Annotated in this window: 8 protein-coding genes; 2 read left to right on the forward strand and 6 right to left on the reverse strand. The window is 34.7% G+C overall.

The features are described 5' to 3' along the window. Positions 1 to 911 precede the first annotated feature (911 nt). Positions 912 to 2,138: a DUF445 domain-containing protein gene (locus tag ACP6PK_RS03950; RefSeq protein WP_094677148.1), complete on the forward strand. Its 1,227-nt coding sequence runs from the start codon at positions 912 to 914 to the stop codon at positions 2,136 to 2,138. A 1,531-nt stretch (positions 2,139 to 3,669) separates the two neighbouring features. Continuing rightward, complete coding sequence (locus ACP6PK_RS03955; protein WP_426557942.1) at positions 3,670 to 3,933, forward strand: DUF3493 domain-containing protein; 264 nt, start codon at positions 3,670 to 3,672, stop codon at positions 3,931 to 3,933. A gap of 761 nt (positions 3,934 to 4,694) precedes the next feature. On the opposite strand, the gene ACP6PK_RS03960 is transcribed toward ACP6PK_RS03955, so the two are convergent. The 6 genes from ACP6PK_RS03960 to ACP6PK_RS03985 form a co-directional block, all read right to left on the reverse strand. Then, the gene (locus ACP6PK_RS03960) at positions 4,695 to 4,925 is read right to left on the reverse strand and encodes a hypothetical protein (protein ID WP_426557944.1); all 231 of its coding nucleotides are present in this window, start codon (positions 4,923 to 4,925) and stop codon (positions 4,695 to 4,697) included. Between the two features lie 1,077 nt (positions 4,926 to 6,002). Further along, a complete protein-coding gene (gene infB / locus ACP6PK_RS03965; RefSeq protein WP_426557946.1) occupies positions 6,003 to 9,131 on the reverse strand; it encodes a translation initiation factor IF-2 in 3,129 nt (1,042 codons plus the stop codon). A 1,370-nt stretch (positions 9,132 to 10,501) separates the two neighbouring features. Then, complete coding sequence (locus ACP6PK_RS03970; protein WP_426557948.1) at positions 10,502 to 10,753, reverse strand: YlxR family protein; 252 nt, start codon at positions 10,751 to 10,753, stop codon at positions 10,502 to 10,504. A 956-nt stretch (positions 10,754 to 11,709) separates the two neighbouring features. Next, positions 11,710 to 13,032 carry a transcription termination factor NusA gene (gene nusA / locus ACP6PK_RS03975; RefSeq protein ID WP_094672529.1) on the reverse strand — a complete coding sequence of 441 codons (1,323 nt, stop codon included), beginning with the start codon at positions 13,030 to 13,032 and terminating at the stop codon, positions 11,710 to 11,712. Positions 13,033 to 13,826: 794 nt separating this feature from the next. Then, a complete protein-coding gene (rimP, locus tag ACP6PK_RS03980; protein ID WP_426557950.1) occupies positions 13,827 to 14,288 on the reverse strand; it encodes a ribosome maturation factor RimP in 462 nt (153 codons plus the stop codon). Positions 14,289 to 15,511: 1,223 nt separating this feature from the next. Then, positions 15,512 to 16,939 carry a hypothetical protein gene (locus ACP6PK_RS03985; RefSeq protein WP_426557952.1) on the reverse strand — a complete coding sequence of 476 codons (1,428 nt, stop codon included), beginning with the start codon at positions 16,937 to 16,939 and terminating at the stop codon, positions 15,512 to 15,514. Between the last annotated feature and the right edge of the window lie 400 nt (positions 16,940 to 17,339).

Raw genomic sequence — 17,339 nt, forward strand, 5'->3', positions numbered from 1 at the left:
ATTACTGTAATAGTTTACTTATTAGTTCTCTGAAGGTAGATAATTTGAATTGAATATCCAAGGAACTAAAAGTTAGGGAGATGCTTAGTATTTTACTAGCAAATGGTTAAGTCTATTTCATTCTAAATAAGTGCTTAAGCAAAATTAATTGTGCATTAACTTCTTAGTCTGTTCAGGCTTAAAGACGAAATTATATACAAATAATTTTGCACGACTACTTATACTACCTCTCAGTAGATACATAAATCTAGTTGTAGTAGTAGCTTAATATAACTCTAAAAGCTTTAATATATTTACTTAGGGCTTGCTGAATAAATCTCAAAGCTTTTACATATAAAAGCTTTAGGCTTTTTAACTCCTGAAAAAAGTACAAGGTTTTGGGTGTAAAAAGCTTAAAAAGCTAGGATTTTAGGCTGATGCGAGGCAAAAAAATCAAGGGATGATTCTTCCGAGACCTCCTCGCTTCCATACCCATTTCTCCTGACTCCTGACTCCTGACTCCTGACTCCTGACTCCTACTCCTAAAACTCATGCTTTTTCAGCAAACCCTAATTTATGATTAACACCACATACATTCTAATTATTTTTCGATAGAAATCTATTTACCGAGTAATTTAGGTAATTTAGGCAAAGTCAAAGCCATCATTGTCAACTTAACCTGAAATAGATTATTTTTAGTGGTGTAGTCATAATAAAATTTCTTGTCTATTGAGACGATTCTTTATTACTTAATTACTTAAGGAGTATTTATTTCTCAGTTACAAGATAATTACACTAAAAAATTTACTCTACCTAACTTTATGATAAGTTAGCACAGTCTAGCTAAAACTGTCAAGCTTAAATATCTCCCTTATTTTCATTCCCGCTTACCCATAGACGGGGCTTTCAACTTTGCTTTTAGGTAATCAAAATTGTCTAATATCTGGCTTTATTTTGTACCACCAATTGCAGGTGGAATTATTGGCTATTTCACTAATGATATAGCTATAAAAATGCTATTTCGTCCTTATCGTCCTTATTATATTTTTCGACGAAAGCTACCCTTTACTCCAGGCTTAATTCCTGCTAACCAAGAACGTTTAGCAAAACGAGTTGCTGATACCATAATGGGTTCTTTGTTAACTCCTTCAGAGTTGCAAAATTTAGCACGTCGTTTGTTACAAACTGAACGGATGGAGGCAGCTATTCTTTGGCTATTGCGAATGGCTTTAGAACAATTAAAGCTTGATACAAATACAAGAACTACTAAAATTCTAGCAAATATTTTGCGCGATTTATTAGGTCAATCTTTGCCACGACTTCTGAAAGTTTGGGCAAAGAGAGAAGATTTTTTGGAAGCTCAACTAAACCAAATTTTTGACCAGATTTTGCTAGAGTTTCAACTAACTGAAATGCAGGCGGCTCAACTATCAGATTGGTTGCTTAAAGTTGTTTTACCGCCAGATGTATTAAGACAGACTTTAATTGATTTTCTCACAGATCAAAATATTTCAATTATTGATGAAGGTTTTCGTGAAAAAGCTAGTGGTACTTATTGGGTAGTAGCTAATTTGTTTGGGCTGCGTAATACTCTTACTAGATTAAGAACTTTTTGTTTAGATGAGAGAGAGCTAACTAATCAACGCTTAACGGAATTAATTACTGCATTGGGTGTTAGAGAAAGAATTCAGGAATGGTTACACAATCTTTCTATGCAAAATTTACCTGTTTCTACGGTACGCCAGTTAAGAAATACTATGCGGGATAGTGTACGTTTATATCTACAAGAACGTGGTGCTGATTTGATTCAGGCTGTAAGTTTATCTGTTGATTGGGAGCATATTGCGGATTTAATTATTAATCGTTTACAAGCTTCATCAATAATGAATAGTTCTCTGGAGTTAGTGAGTCAAGAATTAGCTTTGATTTTAGAACGTTATTTGGAGCGAGATTTAGAAAATATTGTCGCTATGGCAATTCCTATTTTAGATATCGATCAAGTAATTATTGACAGGATTAAAGGTACTTCTGCTGAAGAGTTGGAAGTTGCGGTTAATGTAATTGTTAAAAATGAGTTGCAAGCTATTGTTAATTTGGGTGGAGTTTTAGGTGTTTTTGTTGGTTCGTTGCAGACAGTTTTGTTGTTGCTACAAAGGTAAGTTTAATTATTAATTATTAATTATTATTAGGGTTTGCTGAAAAAAGCAGACTGTGTGATTTATGGAAATACAGAGAAAGTAGAAAGAATAATTTTCTCTTGATTTTTCTATGCCTGTCTGCCTTTTATCCTAACTTTTTGAGGGTTTTCATTTGAGGATGAAATCCTTATGATAGATAGCAAGAAACACTTGTCTCAATCTATAGCAATTCCCAAAAAGCGTGAGGTACAAAACTCTTTTGTTTTAGGGAGTAGGGAGTAGGGAGTAGGGGAAATGGGGAAATGGGGAAATGGGGAATAGAAAAGAATAACAACAACTGTACCTCATAACTGTGGGAATTACTATAAAGTTAAACGACTATAAAAATTAATAATTAATAATTCACAATTCACAATTACCTCTTTTTAGAAATAAGAAAATTGGCTAATTAAAGAATTTTTTCTTTTTTCTCTATGAAAGGAGATGCTTTATAATTGAATTTTTCGGTAAAGTCAAGCTGAAGCTTGAGGATAAATGCTATTATCTTTCTAATTTTCTACTCAAATATATCCGATTATCTGGGCATAATATTTATAGATATAGCAATCAGCGTATTGGTTGTAATAATTTTTCTAATAGTTTATTTGAGCTAAAAACCTTGAAAATTCTGACTCCTGACTCCTAACTCCTAACTGCCACCAAAACATCACAACTTAAATAGGATTGCTATATAGAAATCACGAATAAAATGTGATAGTTTTACTATTCTCTAACAGTCTAGAAAATAGTGGTTTAAGGATTCATGTATATTAGTTTTTTCTTTATTATCTGTTCCCTGTTCCCTAAAAGTCTAAAATATCTCACAACTCAAATAATATTGCTATATTTAAGGTTCACAAAATTAATTACACATTCTATTAATACCAAATGCGGTTATTAAAAGTACCTTTTGAAAAATCCTCTCTAACCATCTCCCCATCTCCCCAAAAGGGTACTCTATAAACCGGATTTTGTATGACTCCCTGTTTCCTATTCTTTATCTCAACTAGAAAATTTATTTTCACAACTACTTAAGTGATTTTGAATCTTTGAATTTCACTCTTATATTTAGGTTAATTATTCAGTATTTATAATTTGCTTGGCTTCAACACAGTGTGATTTTTCTCACCTTATATATATCAGATTTGACCGTAGAGTATGGAGTAGTTTCTAATTTTATAATCGTACTGTTTTTATAATAAAAAGTATAACTATTTTGCTGATTGTTTAAGCTGACTATAAGTTCCGTTAATAAGATATAAAACATAGTCAAAACTAGATTCCTTATGAGGAAATTTCATGGAACATCTTGGAGCATAGTCTACTAGAATGAAAACTACTATCAGTCAATTATGTAGAATATAATTCATTCAAAAATAGAATCTTATGAGATAATATTAAATTCAAAATTATTACTTATAAGTATTAAACTTTTTTATCAATTATCCTATAGAAGATTGCATTACCTGATTAATGCGATTAAAAATATTAATTAAGTCTGTTTCTTAACACTATGCCAACTCCAAACTCAAACAATTCTCACAGTCAAACTAAACTCGATCCAGAAAAATATGCTCGTCTAAAAGCTGAACTAGATGCTCCCTATCGAGGATTACGAAAATTTATCTATGTGGCTTTCGGAGCTTCTGGTTTTATTGGAGCTTTTATTTCTTTCGCCAAAATTATCGCTGGCCAAAATATTGGCTCTGCTTTTCCTAACTTTGCTTTACAAGTTGGAGTTATGGCTTTGATGATTTGGCTGTTTCGTTTGGAGTAAGGGCTTAAGATTTTTAATATAGCAGTATGCAAATAGGGCGCGGACATTTATTAAGATCCCGCGCCGTTCCATCGCGCACCTGGTAGCGCTCCAAGTAGCTAACCACTTAGTCAGGGATCACTTCTAACTTCTAACTTCTAACTTCTGACTTCTGACTTCCTTAACGTCCTTCTGTCCCAAGTCATAAAAGTTTACATTTGGCAACAATGATATATATTTGGCCATAAAAATATATAAAAATAAAGAAAATATTACGAAATCACCGATCCCTGTAAAGTTATTGTGAAATAGTATATATAAATCAATTGAGGTCAGCTCATATAAAGACCTTAAACTTTAATTGGGGTTAACTAATATAAAGACCCTAAATATAAAAAATCTGTTTTTAAAAGCAAAATGCCTAGTTCTAGATTTGTAGAACTAGGCATTTTGTGATTTACTACTGTTTTAAGAATTAAGGCTTGCTGATTAAATCTAAAAGCATTTATATATATATAAATTTTAGCATTTGCGTGTAGGAAAAAAGTGCAAGCTTTTGATCCCTTAAGCTTAAAATCTGAGGATTTTGAGCAGACAAGGGTGGAAAAGTTGAGGGACAATTTTTCCGACTACATTCTCTGTAATTCCCCTAACTCTTAACTCCTGACTCCTAACTCCTAACTCCTGACTTCTACCCCTACAAAAAGACTTTTTCAGCAAACCCTAAATTATGGCAAAATTAAAAAATTAGCCAGGAGAACTGTAATATAGCTTACTTTTTTTTAGTAAGCTAGTGTTTCCAGAGTTTCTCGTAAATATAAACTAACTTGTCTATCTAAGGGTATATTTTGTTGCTGATTATTATTAACATTACGTTCTAATTGCCATCTCTGAAATCCTGAAGTTAAAGCGATCGCTTGCTTCAAACTATCCCAAATCCGAGATTCTGCCTCATTTTTTTTAATTGCCTTGGCTGAGTTATTTTTCCCAGAAGTCGCATTAAAATTACCCATAAAATTTACCTAATGAATAAAGGACACACTTTTAGTGATAAAATTGCTGATATTTCAGCTTCTTCTTTAAAGATAACTCACTAGCCATAAACCAGACATTCCTATCAGATTATATATGTCATCAAATCTTGACTTTTAGATTCGATACTGACTCAAAAAAAATCAATTTGACAAAAGAATTTTAGAAATAATTTAGAAGGCTTGAAATATTTTAGGTATGATTTTTACTATAATAAAAATAAACCCTTACTTTGATAAATCCTGTATAGAATATTCCTCTATGCCTCGTGAATCTTGAGTTATACCAATAATCCAAATTTATACCAAACATTTATCAAACTGGTATTATTTCTCTGTAGTTTGTCCAAATCAACCATAGTGATAACCACGGAAACATTACCCCCTGGAGATAAATCACCCCATCAATTAGCAACTTCCAAAAATTATCCCCTACTTGCCACTCTGCAAGGTAATTTTGGTCTATCTCTAGTTGCAATATTATAATAAATACAAATATAGCAGTCCTATTTTATTTGTGTATAAAAACCTTACCGCTTTTAGGCCACAGGGAACAGTGAACAGGCGGGAGTTTTAAGTTGTTGATCTACTTTTTGATTACCCGCAACCTATTTAGGGTTTGCTGAAAAATTATTATGGGTAAGGGTAGTAGTCCTAGGGGTGATTTCCGTTCCGGAATACTTTCCTTCGGAATGCTCTGCAAACGTAAACGCGTAATTAGGAGCATGACAAACGGAAATAATCCGTACAGGAGAAGTGGGAATTATAGAGGAGGCAGGAGGAAGAATAGTAAGAGTGATTTTTTGGCCTCGCGTCTACCCAAAATGCTAACCTTTTCGGCTTTATCAATCAAAAAGCTGGTACTTTTTCCAGAGATAAAATTGCTCAAACCTTTATCTGTCATTGCTTTGATATTTAATCAGCAAGCCCTATTTAGGATTGCTATACTTTATCTAATTCTGTGTAGTTATTTAGATAACATTAAATTTGAGTCAAACATAGTACTTTGTAATTTAACGGAAATTGCATCAAAGCAATTTCCGTCTAATGCTAACTATTTTAGGTAGATAGTTTCCGACGCTTAGTTACCATTTGGTAACCTTCAATTATATCTCCTTCACTCCAATTACTAAAGCTGTCGAAACTAATACCACATTCATAACCTGCATTTACTTCTTTAACATCATCCTTCATACGTCTGAGGGAGTCTAATATACCTTCGTGTATAACTTCTCCATTCCGACGTACTCGCACTTTGCAATTACGGACAACTTTACCAGATAAAACATAGCAACCAGCAACAGCACCACGGTTAATTGTAAACACAGCACGGACTTCTACTTCACCTAATGGCTCTTCTACTAGCTCAGGATCTAATAGACCTTCCATTGCCCCTTGGATATCATCCAAAAGTTTGTAGATAACATCGTATTCTCTAACATCTACTCCAGCAGCATCTGCAGCCGGACGCGCTCCTGATGCCATGGTCGTATTAAAGCCAATAATCACAGCTTCACTAGCTGCTGCTAAGTCAATATCCGTTTCTGTCACTTCTCCAGCTCCAGATAGTAGTAACCTTAGTTGCACTTCCTTTTGAGGTAGTTGTCGTAGAGCTCCAACAATAGCCTCTATTGAACCTTGAACATCTGCTTTTAGTATCAAGTTGAGTTCTTTGAGTTCTCCTTCCTGGGCACGAGCTGAAACAGCACCCAAACTGGTTCGGCGCATAATTCGCGATTCTCTTTTCGCATCTGCTCTTTCTCCTGTAATAGCTGAAGCTTCTTTTTCATTCTCTAACACTTCAAACTCATCACCAGCTTGAGGCACATCTCTAAGACCAAGAACTTCCACAGCAAAAGATGGACTAGCTTTCTCTACTCGATCGCCTCGGTCATCTATCATTGCCCGTACTTTTCCATAGACTGAACCGGCAACTACAATATCTCCTACTTTTAAAGTTCCATTTTGTACTAATAAAGTAGCTATTGGACCTCTAGCTTTATCCAAATTAGCCTCAATAACTGTGCCTTTGGCCAAACGTTCTGGATTAGCTTGTAAATCTTCTACTTCCGAAACCAGCAAAATCATTTCCAGCAAAGTATCCAAATTTTGTTTCTGGATAGCACTAACTGGAACCATAATTGCATCCCCACCCCACTCTTCAGGTACTAGACCATGTTCCATTAATTCTTGTTTAACACGATCAGGGTTAGCTTCTTCCTTGTCAATTTTGTTAATTGCTACTATCAGTGGTACTTCCGCAGCTTTAGCATGGCTGATAGCTTCTATAGTTTGTGGTTGTACCCCATCATCTGCAGCTACAACCAAAATGGCAACATCCGTAACTCTTGCCCCCCTAGCTCGCATTGCCGTAAAAGCTTCGTGACCAGGAGTATCTAAAAATACTACTTGCTGCATCTGGCCTTCATGTTCCACGTCAACATGGTAGGCCCCAATATGCTGAGTAATACCACCTGCTTCCCCTGCTGCTACTTTAGTTGCACGAATAGAATCTAGGAGACTGGTTTTTCCATGATCGACGTGTCCCATAATTGTTACAACTGGAGGACGGCGTTTAAGACTTTCCAAATCTGCATCTTCCAGCATTTCAGTAGTTTTCTTGGCTGCTGATTGCTCTTCTGGAATTTCTATAGGTATTCCTTCCTCTTGTACAACCATTTCTATGGTAGGAATATCTAAGCTTTCAGTAATATTGACTGCGATGCCTTTCATAAACAGTCTTCTGATAATCTCTGTTTCTGGCACTGCTAAAGCTAATGCTAATTCCTGCACTGTCATGGAAGCACTAATAACTAACTTTTCTACAGGTTTTAGTTCAGCAGGTTGAGTTTGTTCGCTACTTTCAGACTTGACAGATTCACGAGATTGACTAGATTTCTTTTTAATGTTGGAAGTATTGCTACCAGACTGAGGCTTATTTTTTTCCGTAAAACTTTTTGGTTTTGCCGGACGAGCTAAAGATAAACTCATTGTTACTGGTGCAGGCTTATTCAAAAGTTCTGCTAATTCTTCATCTTCATCTTCCAGCATAGGTTTTGGACGAAGACGTTTGGCCTTGGCAGTAGATTTAGCATTTTTCTGCGCAATTTCGCTGGGATCTTCTTCTTCTTCATCCCACTTTGAACCTTTCTTCGCTTTCGCTAAAGTTGGCTTATTTGGAGCTATTGCTTTTCGTCTTGGTTTTTCTAAATCATAATTTACAGTTTCTATAACATTCTCTTCTTGCTCTTTTGCTTCCACATCTACAACAATATCTGTTGATTCTTCTGTCACAGATGTTGTTAGTTTCGGCTTGGGTGCAAGTTGAGGTTTCTTTTCTTGCACCTGCTTTAGTTTAACTGTAGGTTTCTCTCGATGTTTTGGTTTTGCTTGAGGGGAAGTTTCAGGGGCTGGAGGAGATGTTTTTACACTTTCTCTATCTCTATGGGGAGTATCTTTATTGTCTTTTTTAGATACAAAGGGCTGTTTTTCAGTGGGTTTTTCTTCTTTATCTTTTCTTTTTTTACCTTCTTGTTTTGGTTTTTTGTTTTTTTGATTTGGCTTACTAATGCTAGTATTTCGTGGATTTCGATTTAAGCTAGGAGGAGCTGGCCTTGCTGGTGGAGCTACTAGCTTTGGCACTTCTGCTGTTTGCTTTTCCGTAGTATCTTTTTGATCGGGAGTACGGTCTTTGTTTAATGGTTGATTCGGATGTTGTGCCAGAGAATTATTGCCTACTTCTAATCCAGATTTATCTTTTACTACCTCTGACTTCACGGGAGAATTTGGCCTTGGTCTACTGGGTGCTTTAAGTTGGTTATCTAATACTGAAGGATTTGGAGGAGTTGTCACTAAATTATTATCTATTTTGCTGTAATTTTTTTGTTGAGATTTTTCTAATAATGGTTTAGGTTTGCGTATTTCTAGTATCTGTTGTTTTTTCTGTTCGTTATAATTTGCAGTTGAATCTGATGAGTGAGAGTTACTTTTTTCTGGAGCAGCAGACTTACTGGGAGAGTGGGGTAAGTTTTCTGCTGTTGTGCGAATTAGTTCTGCTTCTGATTCTGTAATAGTGCTACTATGACTCTTCACTGATATGTTGAGCCTTTGACAAACTGCTAATATATCTTTGTTATCCAAATTCAATTCCTTTGATAATTCGTAAATTCTTACTTTTCCATTGTTCATCCACTCTAACCTCTCTTTAAAATATCTATTTTTACATTGCCATAATCTTGATTTAAGGACTACACTAAAATTATACTAGCTTTATGTTCAGTTTTGTGCCTGAAAAGGTTTTTTTCAGTTTTTACCTTAGCAGTTTCCACACTTGGAAGTAATTGCTTGGTAATTTGAGCTATGATATTTTTTATCATCAAAACTAATCATTATTTTCAGATAGTTAATTATTATAGAAGTTTGCTAACTATATATCTTTAACTTTAGATTTGAGCGTTTGAATAAACATTAAGATACTGAAATAGTTTCTATACTTAGGGTCTGTCAGTTATCTATCGGGCTTACCTAAGTTCCACCAAAGCTAGGTGAAAGTAAGAGTTTTTCTGCCGAATGCTCGGCCAAAATCTAAGTTGATGAATCAGAATCTTAATAGTTTAAGTTGAATATCATAAATCAAGTTATACTTGAGGCCAGTTTATATTTTTTTGCTTGTTAACTTTTATACCTATAATATCTCTGATACTTAAGTCAAGGGTTTGATTTTATAGATATCACTGATATACTAGATTATATCTAAAAATCTATTTAGATTTGACTCATTTATTGAATTTAACTACAGTCACAGCTATTATGCTTCACTAGGCAACATAAATCAGGTTAGCATTACTCAGCTAAGGTTGTTTAAACATAGGATAAATCTACTTATTTAAACTTTTCATAAGTTAACGGCAATTGCCTTCTTGATCCTTGAATTCCTCAAATCATTGATCACCATTACAGATATAGCTTTCTGTAGGCTTTGCCTGGTATAAGCAGAGACTTAAAGGAAATAAAAATCCTAACTCTTGAGCGATATTTTAAATATTCGTTCCAATGATAGTTATATTTTTAACCGTTATAACTAATTAAACTATGTCTAACCACTCTATATACCACACTATTACGGTAGTTCAACTTACTTTTATATGGTGGTAGTAAAGATTTAACAGTTATATCTGCTTTGATAGCCTTATATCTAGTAATATAGTTTTAATCGAGCAAATATCTAAAAATTTGTTAATATTGTCAATTATTATTTCTATAATAGCATTAATTATAGAAATATGATTAAATTTTAATTTAGCTTACTATCCATATTTTTTTTGAGGGTAGTTGCTTTTTGGGAAGTATTTTACTGGTTCAACTTTTATACTAACAGTCTTTGTCGTTTTTGGCTGGTATCAATACTCTCCTAACTATCTATAAGGTCAATATTAGATTATACTAAATTATATCCTAAATATTTAACTGCTAGAGAATATACAAATTAATAATGGTTTTCAATTTGTTTAGTGAAATTATTTTAAGTATTATCATTAGTGACTTTCGGTAGCTTTGGATTATGAGTTTTCCAATCTTTGCCATAGTGATTGGTATATTCCTGTTGGTACATAAGCTTTAAGTGAACGTCCTAACTTATTTTTTTTATCGGCAATTTTCAAACATTCCACTTCTGGACAAATGTAAGCTGAACGACCTTCTCCCTCATCTAATCTAATAGTATCAGATTGTTTGATCCGAACAACTCGCCAAAATTCTTCTTTAGGAGCAAGTTTTTTACAACTAACACACCGACGGTAATTTTGTTTCATTTAGGCTCTGTTTTTTAGTGATTTTTTTAGTCAATTCTCTAGATTTTTTTGCAGAACAATCAGTCAAGATAAACCAAATATTTTTATGGATACTCTCTATAATATCATTAATCTTTACTGCAATCGTAAGTATTCAGGTATTAGACTTCAGCTTTTCCTTGGTAATAATGCTACACCAAATAATACTATTTATCACAAACTTTTGAACCTGTATCTTGAGCCAGGGAGTAAGAGAGTAGGGAAGTGGGGTAAAATTAAAAAGATGAATAATTAACACGCTATAGCAATCCTAAAATAGGTCGCGGGTAATCAAAAAGTAGATAAAAAACTTGAAACTTACGGCTGTTCCCTATTCCCTGTTCCTTAAAAAGCGGCAATATTTTTGCCACAAATAAAATAGGATTGCTATACTAGCTAATAATTATTAAAAAGGTTTCATCGACCTATGTTAATTACTTAATAATTGAAGTATCACCTAAGCATAGCATTAATGGATGGTAATTGGTATAATGATAGCCTGATGAATAAATGGAAAAATCTTAGATAAATTTGATAAATGTTTACTACAAATAGCTAGGGATTTTTTTAGGAGTCAGGAGTAGTAGGGGCGATTTCCCTTTGTTATGCTCCGCATTGCAGAGCATACTGCTTTCGCCTTCTTTTTATAAGTTAAAATTATCTCTTAGTCAATAATGATATTTTTTGATCGTCATAAGCTTTGCTTGAATAATTTTTCAATACTATTCCGAACTATTCCGATTTTTTTCACTAAACCCTAATTAGATTAACTGTGATTTTAATTAATGAGCTTGACCCCTAAAATTATTACCTAAAAATTAAGGTATAAAGCTTCTCAATATCATGGAGAAAAAAGAAAAAAATTCCTTTTAGCTAATCTTTCTATTAGAACAAGAGGTAATTATTAATTATTAATTATTAATTATTGAACCTTATACCTAAGTTAATTCTACAGGATATTCAGTTTCACCTTCATCAACTTCTAAAGAATCATCTGGTTCGTCAAAATTTTCGTCAAAAGTATTTTCTATTACCTCTAACTCTGCTTCCTCAGTTTCATTTTCTTCTTGTTCAGCCAATGCCTGACGATGAGATACTTCAGCCGCAACTTTGCTATCTTCTTCAGCATGGTCATATTTACCAGTGTCCTTTATATCAATTTTCCAGCCAGTAAGACGAGCTGCTAGACGTACATTTTGTCCTTCCTTACCGATCGCCAAACTAAGTTGGTCCTCAGACACCAAAATATGAGACCTCCTTTCCTCTGGATCAATCAAACGAACTTCATCTACTGTAGCTGGACTAAGAGAATTAGCAATATAGGTAGAGGGGTCTGGAGACCAGCGAATTACATCTATTTTTTCACCCCTCAATTCATTCACCACTACCTGAATTCTCGATCCCCTTGCACCAATGCAAGCTCCCACAGGATCTACATCTCTTTCTAGAGTATCAACTGCTATTTTAGTTCGGGGACCAACGTGCCGGGATGGTGGATTAGCCTCTCTGGCAACTGCCACAATTCTCACTATTTCATCTTCAATTTCTGGGACCTCATTTTCAAATAAATAAACCACTAAACCAGCATCAGCTCTAGACACAAGTAACTGAGGCCCACGAGTTGAGCCTTCACATACCCGTTTCAGATAAACTTTGAAAGTTGCATTAGCACGGTAGTTGTCGTTAGGTAGTTGTTCTCTTTTCGGCAGTTCAGCTTCTACTTCTGGTCTACCAAAGCCACTACTTACAGCTAAAATAACTGATTGCCTTTCAAATCTCAAAACTCTGGCCTGAAGAACTTCTCCTTCTAAATCTTGAAATTCTTCTTGAATCATTTTTCGCTGCTGATCTCGTAACTTTTGAGCTAATACTTGTTTAGTTTGGATAGCAGCCATGCGACCAAATTCATTTTTATTGGGTGTCACATCTAAGAATACTGTGTCATTTAACTGAGCCTCTGAGGCTACTTCTAGAACTTCTTTTAGAGCTATATGGTGATCTGGATTAGTTACTTCTTCAACAATAGTTTTAGTAGCTAATACTCGATAACCTTCTTCTTCAACGTCCAACTCTATTTCAAAGTTGTCAAAGTAATCATCTGTGAAATGGACTCCATCTATACGTTGAGTGCGTCGGTAGCGTTCATATCCTTTTAATAAGGCTTCTCGTAAAGCAGCTTGAACTGCTTGTTTTGGTAAATTGCGATCTTTACTAATATTTTCGATCAAATCTCTAAGTCCAGGCAAACTAACCATTGACATAATTTTTTATCCTCTAAATTTTTATAAATTATAGTTATTGAGGCGAATTGGTTTAAATTTTAATGAGATTAGGACATTAATAATTTAGGTATTCAAGTGCAGTATTTTTTTGTTTTTTTGAGAGCTTAGATGTTGGAGATAGAAAAAAACTAGGAAAAAGGACAAATATGAAGTATTGGTCTTGGACTTGTATCTACTTAAGACTGCTCCATTTTCAAGAGAGTAATAAGAGAGTAAATACAACAAGCAATAGGGACGGCGTATGGTAAATGATTTTATCCACCCGAAGTATTCAGCAGAAAAGCTTTGCGAAGCGCAAAACGCCAATCGGTAATTGCCGGATGGGGGTCATACCCATTGCATTGGGAGAGGAAATGAAGAAGAAATAAGACCAGTATATTTGATAAAAAAACACTGTTGCTAAATGAACTGTTTCCCGTTAACTCTCCCAAAGGAATTTGATATTTTTTATACAGAATCTCAAACCCTGATTTTTGATTTTGGCTCTGTAAGTGCTAAAAATTATCAAACAAAAAACCTAGAGCATAATAGTAATATTTGTTCCGATAACATTTTCTATTTTCCTTTAACTTAAATATCAGCTATTAATCTTCCCTTGGTCATGCTCCTCAAACAGTTTTTAGCAAAATATTACTTGTCTGACTGCTGAAAAAGCCTGGGTAGAAATCCTTGGAGTTCTAGAAGTTAGATGGTTATTCCGATATAAAGCATCCTCTTTTTAAACTCTTAAAAATCTGATTGCTGAGTATTAAGCATTGACCCCTTTTTAATTTCTACCTTCCTTCTTGTAATTCAACGGTACTAATGAGAGAACGTGGAATGGTCACTTGTCGCCCTTTTTGGTTAATGTAAACGGCTGTTTGATCCCGACGAATAAGTTGTCCTGTCCAGTTATTTTTACCTTTATAGGGTTCGGAAGTATTGATAGTTACACGAAAGCCTTTAAAGGCAATGAAATCTCGGTCATTATCCAAAAACTTAGAAATACCAGGACTGGATATTTCTAATAGATATGGTTCCGGAATTATATTTACTGCATCTAGTTGTTCTTCTATGGCATGACTCATTCGTTCACAGTCATCTAAACCTGTGTCTTGATGAGGGTGTCGAATGTCCAATCGTAGAACTGGAGGATGCTGGTTTGTATGAAATACTGCTCCTACTAATTCCAATCCTAGGGATTCAGCAATAGGGGTAGCAAATTTGATAATTTGTGGTATTAATGGGTGAGTCATGGGACAAATGCAACAAAAAAAGTGGGCTTTACCCACTCCCCGTTGACAATTTTGACATCCTATCCGCTGTATAACGGACATAGATTCCTACTGAGCCGTAGCTCCTTAACGGGTTGACGCTTCATTGGCTGCTGCTTTTCATGTCGCGCAGCAAAATTTGACGCCAGTCTTACCTTGGCCTCCATGTCTATTTAATGTCTCGGACTGTCGGTCTAAGACTAATATACTGACTGCCGAATTTTCTAAAGCGGTAGTGCCTACTACCTCTGCAATTTTATCTCTTTATTGCTCTTATGGTAACTCCTCAGACTATTACCGTAGCCCTGGGACTAAAGCATTTTTATAATTGTACCATTTATTTGCGTTATTTGCATTCTAAGGACTTTGCATGCAACGTCCCTACAAGGTTTTGGTTATAGGGATGTGGTTCATCAAGAGTGAAAAGCGCTGTATATGGGTTCTAGATTTATTTACCGAAATAATTAATAATTAAACAATTAAATAATTAGATAATTCACGCCTTGAAGCCTCCCCTTTCAAGGGGAAAAGCGGTCGTTTGCGGAGCAGTCCGTCAGGATGAGATGGCGTTAACGCTACGCGACATGGAAAGCGGAGCATTCCCTATACGAAAAAGCGTTTCGCGGAGCGACATGAAACGCGGCTCTGCATTCTTCGGGTTTCCGTTCCCTCCGGGACGCTACGCGTTTCGCGGAGCGACATATAAAGCGGAGCTTTGCGCTAGCAAACGCCATATCTAATCGACCAAGAGAAATAAATATTTTCCTTATTTGTCAATCCTCTCCCTTTTAGGGAGAGGTAATTATCAATTATCCATTATCAATTATCCATTAATGAACAGACCATACTTAGCTACTTATTTATAGAAGCCCTAAGCGTATCTTGGGCTTTGTTGCGAGTTTTTGGCTCAGTCCTCAGTCCTCGTAGGGGCGTTTCATGTCGCTCCGCGAAACGGCCGTTAGCTTCGCATAACTATCGTTAACGCCCGTACAGTCCTCAGGAGATTAAGAAATACTCAGAGGGGAAAAAGGTAGAATAAGTGGCTCCCATCTCCCCACCCGGACCACACGGACCACACAGACCACCCCCATCATGTATAAAAAAATAAATACCTTCAGGGGTTCTATACTATCAACGTTTTTGTGAACAAGAAAGGTTATTTTTTTCCCTAGTCATAATTGATTATCTTTTGAGATTATAGCATCTTAATTTTTATTAGCTTTAAGCTGTAATTGTCGAGTTTCTTCTAAAATTTTCTCCACATCTTCGTCACTCATTCCCATAACATAGTTAATCTTTACTTCTTCAAGAAATGCTGATACTAAAGATTGGAATTCTTCTAAAGTGTGTTCCTGTTGTAATTCTCTACCTAGCGCTTTGCTGAAGTGTTGAACTAATTCTTCTGATAATTTTTTGCCCTCTGGATCTGCCATGGCAACTTTAACTGTTTCGTAAGCATTTTGGGGCACTTCAGTAGCAAGATTGGATAATTCTTTGACTAATCTTTCCGATAATTGATTTCCTAAGTTTTCTACTCCTGGTATTTGCTGAAATCTCTGAAAAGTTGGAGATTCTACAACTATTTTTTCTACGTTATAACGGATTAGAGCTTCTATATCTGATTGAATTTCAGGTATTACTTTACAGACAGTTATTTGTACTAATTTACTAGCAATAACTTCTATTTCATTTGTGTTATTTAAGTCTATATAAGTTCTATCTTGCGAGGAAAATATTCGTTTGGCTAATTCACCGTTCGTTACATCTTTTTGTACCTGATTAATTACTTGTATTATTACTACTTCTGTTAGTTCTTGAGCAATAGCAGCAAGAAAACCACGGCTAGCTTGTGCCCTGATTGTTTCAAGGTTAATAATTTGAGCATCATTGAGACGAATTGTTACAGGAATTATTCGTAAAAATTGTAGAAATGGTAATAGTAAAAAAATGTCATACCAACGCCATAACATTGCTTCTAGCCAATTAACGCTAGGATAACGGCGACTAATTAAAAATGTTCTACCTAAAAATTCTAAACCAAATATCAAGATAAATGGTATATCAATTATGCCAAAATAATCAGTTAATCTTCCACTTTCATCAATACCTCGATAATAATTTTTAGCAATTAATGGTTCTACTTCTACTTCAAACCATTCAAGTTCTTCACTCCAGTTATTTTTTGTTAAGTGTTCTTCACTCCAAAATATTCTAAATGATTCTTTGGCAGAATCATTATCCATTTTATCTCTTATGCGGTTTTTTATTTTTTCTAAAGAGCCACTTTTATTCGCAACTTCAAAGGGATTTTGATTAATCATATCTACAGAAAGTTCTTGTAGCTTTTCTAATTGTTTTTTTACTGCTACAGACTCAGGATTTTCATCAATTTTTGTTTTCAATTCTTCAAAACTATCTAGGTATTTTTCTGTGTATCTATTAGGTTCAATTCCTTTAATAGGGTCGTATACTTTAATGATAATTGGAATATGGTCAAAATAGAAATCTCTGAAAGTAACATAGGTGATGTTAAATAGCACTAGGGTGAAATTTAGTAGGGCTAAAAGTGCCATTATTCTTTCAAATATTGGTACTTTGCGAGTCTTTCGGCGGATATATTTTGTAGTTGTCATTTATGGTTTACTGGTTTATAGATTTGCGATATTTTATATTTTATATTTTTTGAGATTCCTACAAATTATTAGACTTAAATTATTAACAATATCTAAAAAAAGCAGGAATAAAATAGTAAATCCAGTTTCTGTGATTTTCTGACCTTACTAAACCCAGGATTTTCCCATTGACTATTGATAATTTTCTCGCTACAACAATTTTTAACTCTCAACAACAGAAATAGAAAATTGAAAACTTAATCAGACTTACATCGGTTTTTGCCATTGAGCTTGTCTATAACTGTAGCGCTATAGTTTTGACTTACTATATATATTTGCTCGTCACTCTCCACACCAAGAAATTTCCCCATTGACTATTGATAATTTTCTCGCTACAACAATTTTTAACTCTCAACAACAG

Origin of the sequence: Dapis hubbardiae BLCC-M172 (genome assembly GCF_050016015.1) — a bacterium.
Taxonomy (GTDB): Bacteria; Cyanobacteriota; Cyanobacteriia; order Cyanobacteriales; family Microcoleaceae; genus Trichodesmium.